This is a genomic window from Lacinutrix sp. YIN62, from assembly GCF_057219185.1.
Map to the genome: position 1 here is coordinate 181,315 of NZ_JBXVVH010000002.1, position 20,626 is coordinate 201,940.

At 32.5% G+C, this 20,626-nt stretch carries 19 protein-coding genes; 10 read left to right on the top strand and 9 right to left on the bottom strand.

Translation table 11 applies throughout. The features are described from left to right. Positions 1-173: 173 nt before the first annotated feature. Positions 174-3,026: a carbamoyl-phosphate synthase large subunit gene (gene carB / locus AC2D8I_RS02245; RefSeq protein WP_484704364.1), complete on the bottom strand. Its 2,853-nt coding sequence runs from the start codon at positions 3,024-3,026 to the stop codon at positions 174-176. 98 nt (positions 3,027-3,124) lie between these two features. After that, positions 3,125-3,286: a 50S ribosomal protein L34 gene (gene rpmH, locus AC2D8I_RS02250; RefSeq protein ID WP_013751688.1), complete on the bottom strand. Its 162-nt coding sequence runs from the start codon at positions 3,284-3,286 to the stop codon at positions 3,125-3,127. Between the two features lie 310 nt (positions 3,287-3,596). Here rpmH and AC2D8I_RS02255 point away from each other — a divergent pair, with 310 nt between their 5' ends. Further along, complete coding sequence (locus AC2D8I_RS02255) at positions 3,597-4,175, top strand: DUF2892 domain-containing protein (protein ID WP_484704365.1); 579 nt, start codon at positions 3,597-3,599, stop codon at positions 4,173-4,175. A 64-nt stretch (positions 4,176-4,239) separates the two neighbouring features. On the opposite strand, the gene AC2D8I_RS02260 is transcribed toward AC2D8I_RS02255, so the two are convergent. Genes AC2D8I_RS02260 through AC2D8I_RS02270 form a run of 3 tightly spaced genes read right to left on the bottom strand, consistent with a single transcriptional unit; the run spans position 4,240 to position 6,315 of the window. After that, on the bottom strand, positions 4,240-4,626 hold the full coding sequence (locus AC2D8I_RS02260; protein WP_484704366.1) for a sulfite exporter TauE/SafE family protein: 387 nt from the start codon (positions 4,624-4,626) through the stop codon (positions 4,240-4,242). Positions 4,627-4,669: 43 nt separating this feature from the next. Next, entirely contained in the window at positions 4,670-5,599 is a 930-nt protein-coding gene (locus tag AC2D8I_RS02265; protein WP_484704367.1) for a lytic transglycosylase domain-containing protein, read from the bottom strand. 53 nt (positions 5,600-5,652) lie between these two features. Then, the gene (locus AC2D8I_RS02270) at positions 5,653-6,315 is read right to left on the bottom strand and encodes an alpha/beta hydrolase (RefSeq protein ID WP_484704368.1); all 663 of its coding nucleotides are present in this window, start codon (positions 6,313-6,315) and stop codon (positions 5,653-5,655) included. Between the two features lie 123 nt (positions 6,316-6,438). Here AC2D8I_RS02270 and AC2D8I_RS02275 point away from each other — a divergent pair, with 123 nt between their 5' ends. Continuing rightward, positions 6,439-6,735, top strand: a complete 297-nt coding sequence (locus AC2D8I_RS02275; protein WP_484704369.1) for a GNAT family N-acetyltransferase — start codon at positions 6,439-6,441, stop codon at positions 6,733-6,735. A 246-nt stretch (positions 6,736-6,981) separates the two neighbouring features. Here the strand turns inward: AC2D8I_RS02275 and mtaB are convergent, their stop codons facing one another. Further along, positions 6,982-8,301 carry a tRNA (N(6)-L-threonylcarbamoyladenosine(37)-C(2))-methylthiotransferase MtaB gene (mtaB, locus tag AC2D8I_RS02280; RefSeq protein ID WP_484704370.1) on the bottom strand — a complete coding sequence of 440 codons (1,320 nt, stop codon included), beginning with the start codon at positions 8,299-8,301 and terminating at the stop codon, positions 6,982-6,984. Between the two features lie 137 nt (positions 8,302-8,438). On the opposite strand from mtaB, the gene AC2D8I_RS02285 reads away from it, so the two are divergent. After that, on the top strand, positions 8,439-10,076 hold the full coding sequence (locus tag AC2D8I_RS02285; RefSeq protein WP_484704371.1) for an ABC transporter substrate-binding protein: 1,638 nt from the start codon (positions 8,439-8,441) through the stop codon (positions 10,074-10,076). Positions 10,077-10,081: 5 nt separating this feature from the next. On the opposite strand, the gene AC2D8I_RS02290 is transcribed toward AC2D8I_RS02285, so the two are convergent. Next, positions 10,082-11,257: a GlmU family protein gene (locus AC2D8I_RS02290; RefSeq protein ID WP_484704372.1), complete on the bottom strand. Its 1,176-nt coding sequence runs from the start codon at positions 11,255-11,257 to the stop codon at positions 10,082-10,084. 126 nt (positions 11,258-11,383) lie between these two features. Continuing rightward, positions 11,384-11,635 (bottom strand): type B 50S ribosomal protein L31, encoded by a 252-nt coding sequence (locus AC2D8I_RS02295; protein ID WP_484704373.1) that lies wholly within the window; start codon positions 11,633-11,635, stop codon positions 11,384-11,386. A gap of 162 nt (positions 11,636-11,797) precedes the next feature. Between AC2D8I_RS02295 and AC2D8I_RS02300 the strand changes: the two genes are divergently transcribed. The 7 genes from AC2D8I_RS02300 to AC2D8I_RS02330 all read left to right on the top strand — a co-directional run bounded on the left by AC2D8I_RS02300 (position 11,798) and on the right by AC2D8I_RS02330 (position 18,792). Beyond that, on the top strand, positions 11,798-12,331 hold the full coding sequence (locus AC2D8I_RS02300) for a DUF4199 domain-containing protein (protein ID WP_484704374.1): 534 nt from the start codon (positions 11,798-11,800) through the stop codon (positions 12,329-12,331). A 36-nt stretch (positions 12,332-12,367) separates the two neighbouring features. Next, positions 12,368-13,336, top strand: coding sequence for a glycosyltransferase family 2 protein (locus AC2D8I_RS02305; RefSeq protein WP_484704375.1), 969 nt, complete (start codon positions 12,368-12,370; stop codon positions 13,334-13,336). Between the two features lie 50 nt (positions 13,337-13,386). Beyond that, positions 13,387-15,117, top strand: a complete 1,731-nt coding sequence (locus tag AC2D8I_RS02310; RefSeq protein WP_484704376.1) for a phospho-sugar mutase — start codon at positions 13,387-13,389, stop codon at positions 15,115-15,117. Then, positions 15,118-16,947 carry an ABC transporter ATP-binding protein gene (locus tag AC2D8I_RS02315; protein ID WP_484704377.1) on the top strand — a complete coding sequence of 610 codons (1,830 nt, stop codon included), beginning with the start codon at positions 15,118-15,120 and terminating at the stop codon, positions 16,945-16,947. It abuts the gene before it with no gap. A gap of 300 nt (positions 16,948-17,247) precedes the next feature. Next, a complete protein-coding gene (locus AC2D8I_RS02320; RefSeq protein WP_484704408.1) occupies positions 17,248-17,790 on the top strand; it encodes an RNA polymerase sigma factor in 543 nt (180 codons plus the stop codon). A gap of 41 nt (positions 17,791-17,831) precedes the next feature. Next, positions 17,832-18,317, top strand: a complete 486-nt coding sequence (locus tag AC2D8I_RS02325) for a hypothetical protein (protein ID WP_484704378.1) — start codon at positions 17,832-17,834, stop codon at positions 18,315-18,317. Position 18,318: 1 nt separating this feature from the next. Then, positions 18,319-18,792: a hypothetical protein gene (locus AC2D8I_RS02330; protein WP_484704379.1), complete on the top strand. Its 474-nt coding sequence runs from the start codon at positions 18,319-18,321 to the stop codon at positions 18,790-18,792. Between the two features lie 345 nt (positions 18,793-19,137). On the opposite strand, the gene AC2D8I_RS02335 is transcribed toward AC2D8I_RS02330, so the two are convergent. Continuing rightward, positions 19,138-20,604 (bottom strand): MoxR family ATPase, encoded by a 1,467-nt coding sequence (locus AC2D8I_RS02335; RefSeq protein WP_484704380.1) that lies wholly within the window; start codon positions 20,602-20,604, stop codon positions 19,138-19,140. Positions 20,605-20,626 lie beyond the last annotated feature (22 nt).

A 20,626-nucleotide genomic window follows, 5' to 3' on the forward strand; every position in this document is an offset into this window, starting at 1 on the left:
AAAAAAGAAATAAAACCAATGTTTTATGTTAGAAAACACGTGGATTATATAAAAAATAGTCCTTATAAATAAAGTAAGATTCTCTCTTTTATAAATTTATTTATTAGGACAAAAAAGCGCATTGCTATTCCATAAAGGTTAGCAATGCGCTTTTATAAAATTTATGAATACCGTTACTTACTCAAATACATTTTACGTCTTGAATACAGGTTATAAAACTCATCATCTTTTAGGTCATCAATAAATAAAATACTCTCTCCTGTACTTTTCATTTCTGGCCCTAGTTGTTTGTTTACATTGTGAAATTTATTGAACGAAAATACGGGTTGTTTAATAGCATAACCGTTTAATTTAGGATTAAAAGTAAAATCGGTCACCTTCTTTTCGCCTAACATAACCTTTGTTGCATAATTTACATAAGGTTCGCCATAAGCTTTGGCTATAAAAGGGACGGTTCTAGAAGCTCTTGGGTTCGCCTCTATTATATAAACAACATCGTCTTTAATAGCAAATTGAATATTAATTAAACCTACTGTATTTAAAGCTAAAGCTATTTTTTTAGTGTGGTCTTTTATTTGTTGCATTACCAAGTTCCCTAAATTAAACGGCGGTAATGTTGCATTACTATCTCCAGAATGAATACCACAAGGCTCTATATGTTCCATTATTCCTATAATGTAAATATTCTCGCCATCGCAAATAGCATCTGCTTCTGCTTCTATAGCACCATCTAAATAGTGATCCAAAAGTAATTTATTTCCAGGAATACTACGTAATAAATCAACAACATGTTCCTCTAATTCCTTTTTGTTTATTACTATTTTCATGCCTTGTCCTCCCAACACGTACGATGGGCGCACTAAAATAGGAAAATCCAACTTATCAGCAACAGCCAAGGCTTCTTCTGCCGTTTCTGCGATATCAAATTCTGGATAAGGAATATTATTCTCCTTTAATATATTAGAAAAACTGCCTCTATCTTCAGCCAAATCCAAAGATTTAAAGCTAGATCCTAAAATTTTAATTCCATAACGTTCTAGTTTTTCCGCAAGCTTTAAAGCCGTTTGCCCGCCTAATTGCACAATAACACCTTCTGGTTTTTCATGCTTAATAATATCGTAAATATGTTCCCAAAAAACAGGCTCAAAATACAGCTTGTCTGCGGTATCAAAATCGGTTGAAACAGTCTCTGGGTTACAATTAATCATTATTGTTTCATAGCCACATTCAGCAGCCGCCAAAACGCCATGAACACAACAATAATCAAATTCTATTCCTTGTCCAATTCTATTGGGTCCAGACCCTAAAACAATAATTTTCTTTTTATCTGAAACAACACTTTCATTATCTGCAAATCGCTTTCCGTCTGCTGTCTCTACATCGTTTTCGAATGTTGAATAATAATAGGGTGTTTTAGCTTTAAACTCTGCTGCACAGGTATCCACCAGCTTATAAACGCGATTTACATTTAACGCTTCGCGTTTTTTGTATACTTCGCTTTCCAAGCAACCTAACATATGTGCTATTTGCCTGTCGCCATATCCTTTTTGTTTGGCCTCTAATAACAACTCTTTTTCTATAGTCTCTACTTTAAACTTAGAAATCTCTTTTTCTAAAAGATATAACTCCTCATATTGCTTCAAGAACCACATGTCTATTTTTGTAATTTCATGAATACGGCTTAAAGGAATTCCCATTTGTATCGCATCGTAAATAACAAATACACGATCCCAACTTGCATAGGTAAGTTTTTCTATTATTTGATCGTAATTTTTATAGCCTTTACCATCGGCTCCTAATCCATTACGTTTTATTTCTAAAGATTGAGTCGCTTTATGCAATGCTTCTTGAAAAGAGCGTCCAATTCCCATAACTTCACCAACCGATTTCATTTGAAGACCTAGTGTTCTATCTGAACCTTCAAACTTATCGAAATTCCAACGTGGTATTTTTACGATAACATAATCTAAAGTAGGTTCAAATAAAGCCGATGTCGATTTTGTGATTTGATTTTCTAACTCATCCAAATGGTAACCTATAGCCAATTTAGCTGCTACTTTTGCAATAGGATATCCAGAGGCTTTACTTGCTAATGCAGACGATCGTGATACACGAGGGTTTATTTCTATAGCTATAATATCTTCATTCTCATCTGGACTTACAGCAAATTGTACATTACAACCACCAGCAAAGTCTCCTATACTACGCATCATATGTATAGCCATATCACGCATTCTTTGAAAAGTCTTATCACTTAAGGTCATAGCAGGTGCAACTGTAATAGAATCCCCTGTATGAATCCCCATAGGATCCATATTTTCGATGGTACAGATAATTACAACATTATCGTTTGCGTCTCTAAGTAATTCTAATTCGTATTCCTTCCATCCAATCAATGCTTTATCAATCATAACTTCATGGATTGGAGAAATCTCTAAACCACGTGTTAACAACTCATCAAAATCTTCTTCTTTATAAACAAATGAAGCGCCTGCTCCACCTAGAGTAAAAGAGGCTCTAATAACCAATGGGAAGCCAAATTCTTGTGCGATTTCTTTTCCTTTCAAATATGAGGTTGCTGTTGCTTGAGGCGCCATTGGGATACCTATTTTAAGCATTAACTCTCTAAACTTTTCTCTATCTTCTGTGATATTAATAGCATCGATATCGACTCCAATAATATCGACTCCAAAATCTTCCCAAATCCCTTTTTCATCTGCTTCAATACATAAGTTCAACGCCGTTTGCCCTCCCATTGTAGGCAAAACAGCATCGATTTGCGGATGCTCTTTTAAGATTTTTATAATAGATTTTGTATTTAATGGCAATAAATATACGTGATCCGCCATTGAGGGATCCGTCATAATAGTTGCTGGATTGGAATTGATTAAAACGGTTTCAATTCCGTCTTCTCTAAGCGATCTTAAAGCTTGTGTTCCTGAATAATCAAACTCACAGGCTTGTCCGATTACAATAGGACCAGATCCGATGATAAGTACCGATTTTAACTTTGAATTCTTTGGCATTGTGTTGATTTATAGAGTTTCAAAAATAGTAATAATAAGATACAAAAAAAGGCGTTACACCTAAGTAACGCCCTAATCATATTAACAATTGTTAATCATTATTTTTTATGTCTAGTTTCAGATGAAACAGATATTTTCTTTCTTCCTTTTGCTCTTCTACGAGCTAATACTTTTCTACCATTAACCGATGCCATTCTTTCTCTGAAACCGTGTTTGTTTCTTCTCTTTCTTTTTGATGGCTGAAACGTTCTTTTGCTCATTTTATAATATCTTTAAAGTCTGAATTGTATTTTAATTAATTAGCTTAAGTATTTCTCTAAAACTGAGCGCAAATATACAACGACTTTTTTATTTCACAAACCTTATTTTAAAAATATTTATCATATTACTACGTATTAGTTATCATTTTTAATAAAAACAACAGAAAACCGATTCATAAATTGGAGTGTAAATTACGTTTTCTAAAGCTTAATTTTTCGATAAAAATTAGTTTCTTTGCAATCTAAAACAACGAGCATAAAAAAAATGAAGGCTATTATTTGCCTTTAACCTCATATAAAAACATAATAAATGTACAATAAAATATTCAAATTAATCATTGCTGGCCTAATACTTTCCACTGCTATTTGGCAATTTACAGAAGGTGGAATAGGAAATGGTATTATGCTTATTTTACTTTCTCTAATTTTTGTATTTCTATACTTTAAAAACGAATTTATTCTTCTAGCCTTTTTAAAACTTAGAAAGCAAGATATGGCTGGTGCAAAAAACTGGTTAGATAAAATTAAAAACCCAGAAGCAGCCTTAGTTGTAAAGCAACAAGGTTATTTTCATTATTTAAATGGCATCTTAGTCTCTCAATCTGATATGAATGAAGCTGAGCGTCGCTTTAAAAAAGCAGTTGCCTTAGGCTTATCTATGGATCAAGATCTGGCTATGGCTAAACTTAATTTAGCGGGTATTGCTTTTTCTAAACGCAAAAAACAAGAAGCAACACTATTAATTAACGAAGCGCAAAAATTAGACAAACAAGGCATGTTAAAAGAGCAAATTAAGGACATGAAAAACAATATGAAGCGTGCCCAAATGCCAAGTCAACATTATGGCCAAGGCGGCTCTATGAGGCAACAACGTCGCTCAAGAAGGTAAGTTTACTAAAATAACACAAAAAAGGAGCTGTAAAACAGTTCCTTTTTTTATTGAATAGTTTTTATTATTTGCTAAAAAACATTTTAATAGCGACTAGAATTAATAGCACACTAAATATTTTTTTTAAAACTGTTTCACTTATTGAAATGGCTATTTTTGTCCCTAAATAGCCCCCTAAAACAAAACAAACAGCTATAATTAAGGCATATTTAAAATTGATAGGCTGCTCTCCAGAAGTATGATAAGTATAGGCCGCCAAAAACGTTACTGGGACTGCCAGAACAGCTAAGCTAGTCCCTTGGGCTTGATGCTGAGTGTAGCCAAGAGCAAAAACCATAAGCGGTACCATTATTACGCCGCCGCCTACTCCAAACATTCCACTAAAAAGCCCTGCTAATATTCCAACTATTATTAGAATAAATATAACCGATAAATCCATTTTTGTTTTCATTATGTTTTAAGCTAAATCTATTTTCGACACTAACAAAATATAGTTAATCTGTAATAGTATAATATCCTTCTCGAGGAATAGCAATAAAATATTTTTTACGGGATTTATTATTAAGCACCTTTTGCCTTAGCCAAGGATTGTGAAGTTTTAATAATTTATAATTGATATTCAGTGTTTTAGAAAACTGCGCAAAATTACTTACTGCCGTATCTACTGAGACTTTATAAGTAGGGACCGGATTATATAAGTCTTTCTCTCTAAAATTAAAACCGTATCGTCTTGGATTTGACATAATCTCTTTTAATGCTATTATTCTAAAAACATAGCGTCCTGTTTCTTCTCCTAGCAACAAATCATAGTAACTCGTAACATCTTGTGCTTTCAAACGTCTTGAAACACCCGCATTACCAGCATTGTAAGCCGCGGCAGCCAAAGTCCAAGACCCCAGTTTGTTTTTAGACTTTTTCAAGTATTTACACGCGACTTCTGTTGCTTTTTCAAGGTTATAGCGTTCGTCTACATTTGCATTAATTTCCAACCCATTTTCACGTCCTGTTGCTTTCATAATTTGCCATACACCACTTGCTCCCGCAGGAGATTTTGCGTTTGTCAAACCGCTCTCTATTACTGCTAGGTATTTAAAATCATCAGGAACACCATGTTTCGCTAAAATAGGCTCTATTATTGAAAAATAGCGTTTTGCGCGTTTAAACATAAGTAAACCATTGGATTGCCAGTAGGTGTTTACCAATAACTCTTTATCCATTCTTTCTAGTATATCGGGATTTTCTAAAGGCACTCCTTCTCCTGCAAAATCTAACCGATCTGGTACTTGTAACGCATAAACGTTATAATCATTTACCACTTTTGTCTCATAATTCTCATCGGTTGGCGCCTCACTTAATGCATTAATAAATACCCATGAGAGGCACATTAATCCAAATAAAGCTAATGTCTTTTGTACGATATTCATCTTCAATACTTTTTATGTAAATTTAAAGTTTTTTACCAAATAGAGCTTCTTTTTTAAGCTAAAATTAAGCGCGGTAAATTTTCATTAAACCATTTATATTTGTTAATAATCATAATATGCGTTCCACCTTTAACGGTAATGCATTTTTTTAAATTAGAATGAGGAAACACAGCATCTTTTTCACCATGAATATGTATTACTTCGGGAATCGCTTGCTCTTGATTCCAATTAATAATTTGTGCTATAGACCAGTCTAAATAGCGTTTGTCGCTCATTGAAAGGTATTTCTTGTATAAATCAATACGCTTAGTAATGGTGTTACCAAAGGCAAACTTAGCTAACAAATCTATATTACTCATCAATTGCGTTGGTAAAAGCTTATATGCCTTTGTAACCCTTAACACCTTCATGCGTTTAGGCAATTCGTATTTTGTTTTAACACTAGAAACTACTATTAGTTTTCGTAACTTAATGTGTTTACTCATTTCTTGTACTAAAATACCTCCAAACGACACTCCGAGCAATACCACATTTTCATGTGCTATGTTTTTGGTCATTCGTAAAGCATAATTACTAAGAGTTTCTGCTTCTTCAGGGATAACCCAGAACAACTTATGTATCTTGAATTGCGCTTTGGGTAAATTAATATTATCAAATATAGAAGGGTTCGCTGCCATACCTGGCATAAGGTAAACATGTATTAAGTCTTGAATCATAAGTATTTAACATAAAATAAAAGGCGATTATCAATAATTTTTTATAAATTTGTAATCGTAAAGCTATAAAAATAGTTTGCTCTATTTTTAATTTCCTACTTAAAAATTAAATTTTATTACATTATGATTGATGCTGCGGAACTAATTGACAATAACTTTTTACGTCAATTTGAATTGAAAAACCAAGACCACTTTGCTAAAATTGAATATTCTCTTCAAGATCGAAAAATTTTCTTAACAAAACTAATTGTTCCTGAGGAAATTACTGACAAAAATTTCACTGAAGACTTTCTAAAATTAGTCTTTGAAAATGTTAAAGACAGAAACTTAAGCATTGTCCCTACAAGTCCAGAAATTGCTAAATTTATTAGACGAAACAGACAATATAAAAGCTTACTTCCTGTTGGTGTAAGGATATAATATAACTTAATTAAACTTGAATATTTGATTTATCACCTGCGTTTTGGGTGCATAAAGCGTTATACAATTTTAACTCCTATATTGCCGCTACATACAATACATAAATATAGCCTTTTTAAGATAGCATAATTTTATTCTATTTTAATTAACTATGACTCTATATTAAGCTTATAATGTTGCTTTAACATCTCTAATCCATAGTCTAAAACTTCTTTTTTGCTGACTTTATATTACATGTTAGGCGACTTACTTATTATCTATAAATTCAAACCTTACCAAACCATCGTCGTCAATTGTTGTTAGTTTAACCTTTTTTAATGTATTCACTAATGCTGGGTTCCAAGGGGTTTTTACTTTAACATAATTTTCTGTAAACCCATGTATATAACCTTCTTTATTCTCACTTTCAAAAAGCACTGTTCTGTGGCTTCCTAATTGTTTTTCGTAGAAGGCACGACGTAGCTTTACACTTAAGCCTCTTAACATTTTACTACGCTTAGCTCTTACATTTTTAGACACAACCCCTTCCATATTAGCAGCGACAGTATTAGCTCTTTCAGAGTATGTAAAGACGTGTAAGTATGAAATATCTAGAGTATTTAAAAAATTGTACGTGTCTAAAAAGTGCGCATCGGTTTCCCCTGGGAATCCTACAATAACATCTACTCCAATACAAGCATGCGGCATGACTTGCTTAATTTTGGTAACACGATCTGCATATAATTCTCGCATATAGCGCCTGCGCATTAATTTTAATATTTCATTATTGCCACTTTGTAACGGAATATGGAAATGCGGCACAAAAGTCCTACTTTTAGAAACAAAGTCTATTGTTTCATTTTTAAGTAGATTAGGCTCTATAGACGAAATTCGCAAACGCTCGATACCATTAACAGTATCTAAAGCTTCAACCAATTGATAGAATGTATGTTCATGCTTCTTATTTCCAAACTCTCCTTTTCCGTAATCCCCTATATTAACTCCCGTTAAAACAATTTCCTTTATCTCTTTCTCTGAAATCTCCTTAGCATTTTTTAATACATTTTCTAAAGCATCACTTCTAGAAATACCACGTGCTAAAGGGATTGTACAATACGTGCATTTATAATCACAACCGTCTTGTACTTTTAAAAATGCCCGCGTTCTATCGCCTATGGAATAACTACCAACATAAAAATCTGCTTCTTCAATTTCACAAGAATGTACCTCACCAAAATCATTTTTAGACAAATCGTTTATATAATCTGTAATTTTAAATTTTTCGGTGGCGCCTAAAACCAAATCAACCCCATTTACATCGGCTAATTCTTGAGGTTTCAACTGTGCATAACAACCAACAGCTGCTACAAATGCTTCTGGGTTATTTTTTTGCGCCTGCTTAACTATTGACTTAAAGCGTTTATCTGCATTTTCTGTTACAGAACAGGTATTTATTACATAGATATCTGCACTTTCAGAAAAATCTACACGATCAAAACCTTCCGTTGTAAAATCTCTAGCTATTGTAGAGGTTTCGGAGAAATTAAGTTTACAACCTAAAGTGTAAAAAGCTACTTTTTTTTTCATAAATCGTGTTGTCATTTCGGTGACGATCTAAATCTCTTTATATTTACTGATGTAAACACAGAGCAACTTTAATATAATGATATTTAGACTTCTCTTAATGTATTTTTTGGCTTGCAAATTTACAACTAATATATAAAATGATAAAACGCGCACTCAGACATTTTAAATCCCTAAGCAATTATTTTACAGCAAGTTGTATCATTCTATTATTTTACGCTTGCGAAAAAAACACAAATTCAAATAAAGAGCATCTTGTTTTTAGATATAACGAGCATAAAAATATTAGTTCCTTAGACCCTGCTTTTGCTAAGGATAATGCAGATATATGGGCGGTAAACCAGTTATTCAATGGCTTGGTACAAATGGACGAAAACCTAGAAGTACAACCTTCTATAGCAAAACATTGGTCTATCTCTAACGACGCACTAACCTACTCTTTTATATTACGTAATGACGTTCAATTTCATAAACATTCCCTGTTTGGAAAAGAGTCTACCAGAACGGTCACTGCTTCAGATTTTAAATATAGCCTGAACCGACTCATCGATGATAACGTTGCGTCTCCCGGACGCTGGGTTATGAATAAAGTTGCCACTATTTCTGCTGTAAACGATACTATTTTAGAGATTAAATTAAAGCAGGCATTTCCTGCATTTTTAGGTTTATTAACAATGAAATACTGTGCCGTAGTTCCTAAAGAGATTGTAACCTTTTATGGTAATGATTTTAGAGCTAATCCCATTGGTACTGGCCCTTTTAAATTTAAACGCTGGGAAGAAAATATTAAATTGGTTTTTCGTAAAAACAATAATTATTTTGAAACAGATACTAAAGGCAAACCTCTCCCTTACCTTGAAGCTATCGCGATTACTTTTTTACCAGATAAACAAAGTGAATTTCTTCAATTTATACAAGGTAATCTCGATTTTCTAAACTCTCTGGATGCTTCATATCAAGATGATATTCTAACGTCTAAAGGCACACTCCGAAAAAAATACAGCAATAGTATTGATATGATTAGAGGCCCCTATTTAAATACCGAATACTTAGCTTTTTTTATGCCGTCTGATGTCTCTGAAATACAATCTAAAAAGCTTAGGCAAGCTATAAATTATGGTTTCGATAGACAAAAAATGATGACTTTCCTAAGAAATGGCATTGGTATTCCCGCTAATGGTGGTTTTATCCCTAAAGGATTACCTGGTTACAACAAATCTATAGGGTTTAGCTATAAGCCTGAAAAAGCAAAGGAATTACTCTCTCAGTACAAAATAGAAACAGGAAACAATACTCCAGAAATCACTCTAACAACAACGGGAAATTATTTGAATTTTTGTGAATATATACAGCGAGAGCTTCAAAAAATAGGTCTATTAATTACTATTGATGTGATTCCTGCTTCTACTTTAAAAACAGCTAAATCTAACGGAAAACTAGACCTATTTAGAGCCAGTTGGGTCGCCGATTACCCTGATGCCCAAAACTACTTATCGCTTTATTTTAGTGAAAATTTTGCCCCAAACGGCCCCAATTATACGCATTTTAAAAATGACTTGTTCGACTTGTGGTACACACAATCCTTTACTGAAACAGATAGAGAAGCACGCATATCACTCTATACCAAAATGGATAGCTTAATAATGCAAGAAACTCCAATAATTCCTTTATACTACGATGAAGTGGTTCGTTTTAAAGGAAAAGATGTTTCAGGGTTAGGCAACAATCCTATTAACCTCTTAGAGTTAAAACACGTAAAAAAACAGTCTAGTAATTAAAACAATTAGTCCCGCCTAAATTTCTTTGTTTCTTCAAAAACCGCCAATAAGATTGCTTTTTCTTTCTCGGAAAACAGAATATTTCGTCTAGACATTACTACTTCGGCAACTTCAAAGGCTTTTTTAGTATTGTAAGTTGTAAAACCAGAGCTCCCGCCCCAACTATAACTAGGAACGAAGTTTCGTGGAAAACCGCTTCCAAAAATATTTGCATTCACTCCAATTACGGTTCCTGTGTTAAACATTGTATTAATACCGCATTTACTATGATCTCCCATCATTAAACCACAAAATTGCAATCCTGTTTTTGCAAAGTTTTCAGTTTCGTAATTCCACAGCCTAACTTCGGCATAATTATTCTTTAAATTAGAGTTATTAGTATCTGCTCCTAAATTACACCATTCCCCTATAACAGCATTTCCTAAAAACCCATCGTGTCCTTTATTTGAGTACCCAAATAGCACCGAATTATTAACCTCTCCTCCAACTTTACTATAAGGCCCTATAGTTGTTGCCCCATATATTTTAGTCCCTAATTTTAAGGTTGCATTATCGCATAATGCTAGTGGGCCACGTATAATCGTACCTTCCATTATTTCTGCATTACGACCAATATAAATAGGGCCAAAACTCGCGTTTAATGTTACAAATTCTAATGTAGCACCTTCTTCTATAAATATATTTTCTGGAGCAATAACATTGTTAGAGCTTGGTATAGCTTGTGATTCACGTCCTTTGGTTAGTAGATTAAAATCATGACTAATAGCGGCTTCGTTTTTAGAAAAGACATCCCAAGTATGTTCTACCTTCAATAAATCATCATTAAACTCTATAGCCTCAAATGTACTTAAATCTATAGCCTCTTGTGCTTCTATTGTAAAAAAAGCAATAACCTCATCGTCTTTAAAAATTGCTTGATTGGCTTTTAAATTTTTAATTAAAACAACCAATTCCGCATTTGGACAATAAGATGCATTAATCATAATATTCTTTTCTAGCTCCACCATAGGATATTTTTCAGAAAGATAATCCTCGGTAATCGTAGTGGTTGTAGCTTCCAAGTAGCGCTCCCATTTTTCTCTAATAGTTAAAATTCCTATTCTAATGTCTGCTACTGGTCGTGTATAAGTGAACGGTAACAATTGATTACGAGAGGGGCCATCAAAAAGAATGTAATTCATTATAAGGTGTGTTTTAGAATTTAAATCTACAATTCAAATCGTTATATATTCAAAAATAATCTAAATTGTATAGAACAAAAAAGCCTTTCAATAAATTGAAAGGCTTTATATATCGATATGCTAAAATTATTTTTTAAATTTAGCGTATTTGTTTTTGAATTTATCAATACGTCCAGCAGTATCAATTAATTTAGATTTACCAGTGTAAAATGGATGTGACGTTCTAGAGATCTCCATTTTTATTAAAGGATATTCTGTTCCTTCAAACTCAATAGTCTCATTCGTATTAGCTGTAGATTTAGTTATGAATATGTCTTCATTTGACATATCTTTAAATGCTACCATTCTATAATTTTCTGGATGTATACCTTTTTTCATCGCTAAATGCTTTAATTCTATTCTATTTTCGAGGTGCAAATTTAATTCTTTTTTGCAAACTAACAACAAATTTTACAGAATAATTTTAAACTTATTTTTGTAACGTTTCATTATATTTGAATACTAACCAAACATAAACAAACTATAAAATTACAAACTATTATGGAAACTTCTATCAAATCATCAGCAATTAATTATGGCCTATACTTAGGCTTTCTGCTTGCTGCAATAACTATATTAAGTTATGCTTTAAAAATTGAACTGCTTGTTAATTTATGGTTGGTACTTCTAACTATACCTGTAATAATTATTGCTTTCGGTACATTCTCTACAATTAACGCTAAAAAAGAATTAGAGGGATTTATTAGTTTTAAAAATGCTTTTTCTTCTTACTTCATCACAATAGCAATAGGAACTATTATTAGTGCAATTACAAGTTTTATAATATTTAATGTAATTGATCCTGAGGCGGCTCTTCAATTAAAAGAAATAGCTATTGAAAAATCTGTATCAATGCTTCAAAATTTTGGAGCCTCTCAAGATGATATCGCTAAACAAATAGAAACAATCGAAAACCAAGATACACAATCAATAGGAGCTCAATTATTTTCTTTAGCTAAAGGTTTGGTTTTTTTCTCAGTTATTGGACTAATTATTTCTTTAATTTTAAAAAGAAACCCAGTAAACGCAGAATAATCATATCTTTGAAATATTAAATTTCAGATTTATTTTATGGACATATCTGTAGTCATACCTCTACTTAACGAAAAAGAATCTCTAAAAGAATTATATGATTGGGTTGCAAAGGTTATGCAATCCAATCATTTTTCTTATGAAATCATATTTATAGATGATGGGAGTACAGATGATTCATGGGATACTATCACTAGTTTATCGCAACATGACAGTAATGTAAAAGGAATTCGATTCTTAAAGAATTATGGAAAATCTCAAGCTTTACACGCTGGTTTTAAAAAAGCACTTGGAAACGTTATTATTACAATGGATGCTGATTTGCAAGATAACCCTGATGAAATTCCAGAACTTTACAATATGATTGTAAATAATAAATTCGATCTAGTCTCTGGATGGAAAAAAAAACGCTACGACAACAGATTTACAAAAAACCTCCCGTCTAAACTTTTTAACTGGGCAGCAAGAAAAACCTCTGGCGTTATACTAAACGATTTTAATTGTGGTCTTAAAGCCTATCATAACGATGTTATAAAAAACATAGATGTTAATGGAGAGATGCATCGATATATTCCTGTACTTGCAAAAAATGCAGGATTTACCAATATTGGAGAAAAGGTTGTACAGCATCAAGCAAGAAAATATGGTGAAACTAAATTTGGAATAGAACGCTTTATTAATGGTTTTCTAGATTTAATAACCATCTGGTTTATTTCACGTTTTGGGAAAAGTCCCATGCATCTTTTTGGAGCTTTAGGTGTTATTATGTTTATTGTTGGTATCTCCTTCTCGGCCTATTTAGGCATCGATAAATTATTCTTTAATCCAGAGGGAAGATTAATAACAGAGCGCCCCCAATTTTACATCGCATTGGTAACAATGGTTATTGGTTCACAATTTTTTATTGCAGGGTTCTTAGGCGAAATCATATTACGTACTAAAAACGATAAAAAACGCTATTTAATTAAGAAAAAATTAAACTTTAATGCAAATGAAAAGCACTCTTAAGTTTTAACATTTTTAAAATTGCTTATTTTTGCAATCTATTATAACAAACAATGACAAATATAGAACCAGAGCTCTTAAAACGAGTTAATACATGGATCACCCCTGCTTTTGACAAAGCGACTCAAGATCATATAAAACACCTAATAGCTACAGATCCTTCAAAATTAAAAGAAAGTTTCTATAAAGACTTAGAATTTGGTACTGGTGGTATGCGCGGTATTATGGGTATTGGCACCAATCGCATTAACCAATATACTTTAGGTAAAAATACACAAGGCATTAGTAATTATATGCATAAGGTATTTCCTAACGAGTCCCTTAAAGTAGCCATTGCTTACGATTGCAGACACAATAGTAAAGCGCTAGCAAAAATAGTAGCCAATGTATTCTCGGCAAATAACATAGAAGTCTTTTTGTTTGAAGATCTTCGCCCTACGCCAGAGCTGTCCTTTGCTTTAAAACACTTAAATTGCCATTGTGGCATTGTTTTAACAGCTTCTCATAATCCACCGGAATATAATGGTTATAAAGTCTATTGGCAAGATGGCGGGCAACTCGTACCACCGCAAGATCATGAGATTATCCAAATTATAAATGCAATAGATTATGCTGAAATAAAATTTGAAGCCAATAACAATTTAATACAATATATAGGACCAGAAATAGATACTGCTTTTATTGATGCAGCGATTAAAAACGGAAGTTTTAATACTCCTAAAGCAGCTAAAAACAATTTAAATATTGTGTTTACCTCTTTGCATGGCACTTCAATAATGACTATTCCTGAAACTCTTAACCGCGCAGGTTATGCTACTGTTCATATTGTTGAAGAACAACGAGAGCCTAATGGTGATTTCCCAACAGTATCATCCCCTAACCCTGAAGAACCAGAAGCATTAAAAATGGCTTTAAACCTAGCAAATACAGTTGATGGTGATATTGTTATTGGAACCGACCCTGATAGTGATCGTGTGGGAATTGCTGTAAGAAACCTTGAGAATGAATTGGTTTTACTTAACGGCAATCAAACCATGGTGATGATGACCGATTTCCTTTTAAAACAATGGGAGATTAACGGTAAACTCAACAATAATCAATTTATTGGGAGTACAATTGTATCTACTCCGATGATGTCCGTTTTAGCTAAAGCCTACAATGTAGACTGTAAAATTGGCTTAACAGGTTTTAAATGGATCGCAAAAATGATCAAAGATTTCCCTAATCTAGATTTTATAGGCGGTGGTGAAGAAAGTTTTGGGTTTATGGTTGGTGATTTTGTTAGAGATAAAGATGCTGTTACAGCAACTCTTCTAGCCTGTGAGATTGCTGCTCAAGCCAAAGCCAAAGGCAGCTCCTTTTACAAGGAATTAATTAAGTTATACCTTAAACATGGTTTATATAAGGAACGCCTAGTCTCGATAACAAAAAAAGGAATTAAAGGCGCTCAAGAAATAAAACAAATGATGGTAAATGCCCGTAAAAACCCTTTACTAGTTGTTAATAATGCTAAGGTTACAAGTATAGAAGACTATCAATTATCTGTAGCTAAGAATATGATTTCAGGAGCTACGACTAGCATTGCTGTTCCCAAATCTAATGTCCTTATTTATTATACTGAAGATGGTAGTAAAATAGCCTTACGACCAAGTGGTACAGAACCAAAAATAAAATTCTATATTAGTGTGAATGCACCTCTAAAATCTATAGAAGACTTTATTAAAACCGAAGCGCAATTAGAGCTAAAAATTGACGCTATTTTAAAGACTATGAATCTCAAATAAATGAAAAAAATAATACATAAATTACTTCCCTTTGTTAAACCCTATAAAACTAATGTGGTATGGAATGTCATTTTCAATGTGCTTTATGCACTTTTTAGCACACTATCATTCGTCGCTTTAATCCCTATGATGGAAGTGCTTTTTGACAAGTCTAAAAAAATTGACAAAGCCCCCATTTATAATGGCATCGAAGAATTACCAGGTTTTTTAAAAGAATCCTTCTATTTCAATGTTTCCGAACTCAATGAAAATTATGGTGCACAATATGGCTTATTATTGGTTGTTGGGCTTGTTATAGTGACTTTCTTATTAAAAAACGTATTCAACTACTTAGCTTCTTTACATATTATGCATCTTCGTAATGGCGTTTTAGCAGACCTAAGGAAAACGATGTATCAAAAAATTATAAGCCTCCCTATTCCGTTCTATTCAGAACAAAAAAAGGGGGATGTAATGGCACGAATGCTAGGTGATGTTAGCGAAGTACAAAATTCTTTTTTTAAAGTACTAGAACTTGTTGTAAAAGAACCTATGACTATTATTTTTTCAATAGTTTTTATGTTTACAATTAGTTGGAAGTTAACCTTATTTGTATTCCTTTTTATTCCTGTTGCTGGGTTTATAATTTCTATTATAGGTAAAAATTTAAAATCTAAATCTACGCGTTTACAACAAGAAGGCGGATTTTTAATATCCATTGTAGAGGAGAGTTTATCTGGCCTTAAAATTATAAAAAGCTATAATGCGGAATCGAATTTTGGATTAAAGTTTAATGGTTCTGTAAGCCGCCTATTAAAACTATCCAATAGTATTGGGAATAAGAACAACTTAGCAGGGCCCTTAAGTGAAGTCTTAGGTATAATTACTATCGCCGTATTACTATGGTATGGAGGGCAACTCGTTTTAATAGAAAAAACATTAGAAGGAGAAGTATTCTTATCTTTTATGGGATTAGCATATAATATTTTAACACCTGCAAAAGCAATTTCTAAAGCTTCATATGCTGTGAAAAATGGTGTTGCTGCTGCCGATCGTGTTTTTGAAATATTAGAGCAAGAAGATACCATTCCAATAAAAGAAAATGCCATTATAAAAGAAGATTTTACGAATAACATTTCCATTAAAGACGTTAATTTTAGATATAAAAAAGACAACGTACTAAAAAACTTTTCTATCGATGTCCCTAGAGGTAAAACAATCGCTTTGGTAGGACAATCTGGAAGTGGTAAAAGTACAATCGCAAATCTTTTAACTCGTTTTTACGATGTAAATGAAGGCGCTATTACTATTGATGGGATAGATATTAAAGACATGGATACCCATTCGCTTCGCTCCTTAATGGGACTCGTTACACAAGATTCAATACTATTTAACGATACCATAAAAAATAATGTCCTTGTAGGTAAAGAAGATGCTACTGACGAACAAATCGTCGAAGCTCTTAAAATTGCAAATGCATGGGAATTTATAAAAGATTTACCAGAACAACTAGAAACTAATGTTGGAGACGCTGGTAGCAATTTCTCTGGAGGACAAAAGCAACGTATAAGTATTGCTAGAGCCGTCCTTAAAAATCCGCCTATTATGATATTAGATGAAGCGACGTCTTCCTTAGACACCGAAAGTGAACGTTTAGTCCAGGTGGCACTAGAAAATATGATGAAGAACAGAACATCTATTGTTATTGCGCATCGCCTATCAACCATTCAAAATGCTGATGAAATTATTGTAATGAAAAAAGGAGAAATAGCAGAACAAGGAAAGCATAATGAGCTTATAACTAAAAATGGTATTTATAAAAAGCTTGTGGAGATGCAAAGTTTCGAGTAACATTCACTATCTCAAATATATAACACATAAAAAAAGGATAAACATAATGTTTATCCTTTTTCATTCCGTGTTAGACTTGGGGCGACTAACAACTTAAGTATGTATGTTAACCAAAAATAATATAAAAAAACATACCCTCCAAAAAAAAACACTTTTTATCGATGAATAGCAACTCTTGGTCGATTTTTATGTTAAAATAAACCAACATCTAAAGCCCTACATTAGCTAACTTTATATCTTAAAAAATAATATTTTAAACCTTATTTAAATTCCATAGTCCTATAGAAAATTAATTTTGTGATCGAAGACACCGAACTTTTAGTACAATTACAATCTAAACACGATAAAGATAAAGCCTTCAAAACATTAATAAAGCTTTACAAAGAGCGTTTATATTGGCATATAAGGCATATTGTTAAGTCTCATAATGATGCAGATGATGTACTTCAAAACACCTTTATAAAAGTGTACAAGAATATTGACTGCTTTAAAGGAGAAAGTAAATTATATTCATGGATGTATCGTATTGCAACAAATGAATCTATTACACACCTAAACAAGAAGGCTAAACGATTACAAATAACAAATGAAGACCTTCAAAATATCACGATAAACAATTTACACGCAGATGTTTATTTTGAAGGGGACGAAATACAATTAAAATTACAAAAAGCGATAGCTCTATTACCGCATAAGCAACAATTGGTATTTAATATGAAATATTTTCAAGAACTTAAATATAAAGATATGGCAGATATTCTTGAGACTAGTGAGGGTGCCTTAAAAGCATCGTATCACATTGCTGTAAAAAAAATTGAACGCTATTTAACATTAAATCCATAATAACTGAGCTGTTATTAGTATATTATTACACTAAATATATTATGAAGACTACAAATTTACACGACATAAAGGACTCTGGATTCAAAGTACCTGACAGCTATTTTGAAGGTTTAGAAGCTGCTATTTATAATAACAAAGAACGTAAAAAAGCAACAAACAACTCTGGTTTTCAAGCTCCTAAGCAATATCTTAACACTTTAGAAAACGATATTATTGATAAGATTGCTATGCAAAAGAAAAATAAGGTCGTCTCCTTATTTAATAAAAACGTATTATTTTATACCGCTAGTATCGCTGCAACAATTATATTATTTTTTAGTTTAAATACAACCAAGCCAACAACCTTTAGCTCTTTAGATACAGAGTTAATCGATCATTATGTATTAAATGAAACAGATCTTTACGATATAACAACACTGTTTACCAACGAAGAATTAGACGAAAACAGTTTTGCTCAATATTTAAGCGACGACACTTTAGAAACGTACTTAGATTATTTAGAAGACAATGAATTAATTTCACAATAAAATGAATACAAAACAAAGACTTATAGTGCTCGTTTTAACGCTTTCTATTATGAGTGTTTATGCTCAAAAACCTAATAAAAGTAAGTTAAAAGCATTAAAAATTGCTCACATTACCGAAAGCTTAAATTTAACCGAAACAGAAGCACAAGCGTTTTGGCCTATTTATAATACTTATGAAAACGCTAGAGAAAAATTACGTACTTATCATTATAAAACCTCTAAAGAAAAACATTCAAAAGACTTAACAGATGCTGAGGCTCAAACTTTCCTAGAAAATATAATAAAAACAGAACAGGAACGTCTAGAGCTTAAAAAAAAATATTATGAAAAACTCATAAAAATATTGTCAGCAAAAAGAGTTATAAAACTCATAGAAGCTGATCATTCATTTAGAAAAAAAATGATTGAACAATTTAAGTATAGACACAGAGTAAAAAGAGACGATTATAAAGAGCGTGATAATAAGCATAAATAAATCATTATTTATATCCATAAAACTTCGGCTCTAATAACCCAATTATATTTGGTTAAGGGTTTGATTAGAAAATAAATTGTTGCTGTCATTAACTTTCCTCCAAAACAAATAGCTACAACAATGAGTGAATGTCTTATTTTGGGAGAAATTGATGGAGCCAAAGAAATTACGTTACTCCAATCCGAACGTTTCATAGAAAACGGCAATAGAACAGGCTAGATAAGCCTCTGTAGCAAAACGCATTAACATTAATTTGTAAGCTTTTTTAAAACTCAAGCGTAAAATATTATCTTGAGCTTTTAAAATGTTTACAATCTATAAAATGGGATCTATTTTACTCTTATTTTATAATCCATTTATAAAACTCCCATACGGGTCTTTAAACTGTATCCCTTCCATATAGCGATACTTACTCAATAGTTTAAACTCCACCAATCCCCACAACACAAACTCCTTAACAAAGTAGCTTTCGTCCTTTGCTAATCGTGGCTGGTATGCTGCTAACAAATCATCTAATGGAGATATGGCATCTAAAAGACTTATATACTCTTTATCTCTCAAATCGTCTAATAACTCAAAGCCTTCACTTTTATTAAAAAACCAAGATACAATAGTGTCGTATGGACTTTCATCCTCTTCTCTTTGTAGCTTCTCTATTTTAGGAAAAAACTCAGAAAACAAGCTTTGTACTGCGCTTCCTATTAAATGATAGGCCACTTTTGCAGCTCCTTCCTGCTCGCCTTCGTATACTAATTCTATTTTCCCTGTTATAGCTGGAATAATTCCTAGAAAATCGCTTAACCTTACCATCGTGGTGTTTTCACCATTCTTTAAAGCTCTGCGCTCTGCTGCACTAATTAAATTTTGATATGCGGTAATACTTAACCGTGCACTAACCCCGCTTTTGGTATCTACATATTCACTATCTCTGGCTTCAAAAACAATTTGTTCTAATAGATCTTTAGCCAATTCAGGAACAGTAACACGCTCTTTTTGAATCGTTTCTAATTTTGCTTCTTGTGCTGTTATAATTTTAGCTGTTTCTATATCTTGTGGGTAATGCGTTAATATTTGCGAACCAATACGGTCTTTTAAAGGCGTTACAATACTCCCCCGATTAGTATAATCTTCAGGATTGGCTGTAAACACAAATTGCATATCTAAAGGTAATCGTAATTTAAAACCCCGTATTTGAATATCTCCTTCTTGTAAAATATTAAAAAGAGCTACTTGTATTCTAGCTTGCAAATCTGGCAACTCATTAATAACAAAAATACAGCGATTTGCCCTAGGAATCATTCCATAATGAATTACGCGATCGTCTGCATAACTAAGTTTTAAATTGGCTGCTTTTATAGGATCAACATCCCCTATAATGTCTGCCACTGTTACATCTGGAGTTGCTAGTTTTTCGGCAAAACGCGCATCTCTATGCATCCATGTAATTGGCGTTTCTGCTCCTTTTTCTCGTATTAATTCAATAGCATAGCGAGAAATGGGTTGCAAAGGATCGTCGTTAATTTCAGAGCCCTCTACAACTGGAATATATTCATCTAATAGATTCAACATTAACCTCGCTAAACGTGTTTTTGCCTGGCCTCTCAACCCTAACAAATTAATATTATGCTTTGATAAAATAGCACGTTCTAACTCTGGTATTACTGTATTTTCATAACCATATATCCCTGTAAAAGGGGTTTCTTTATTTTTTATCTGTGCTATTAAGTTCGCTCTTAATTCATCCTTTATAGATTTAGATCTGTAATTCGTTTTTTGTAATTCGCCTAATGTTTTAATTGCTTTTATGCTCATTTTATGACCTATTCTTTTCTTT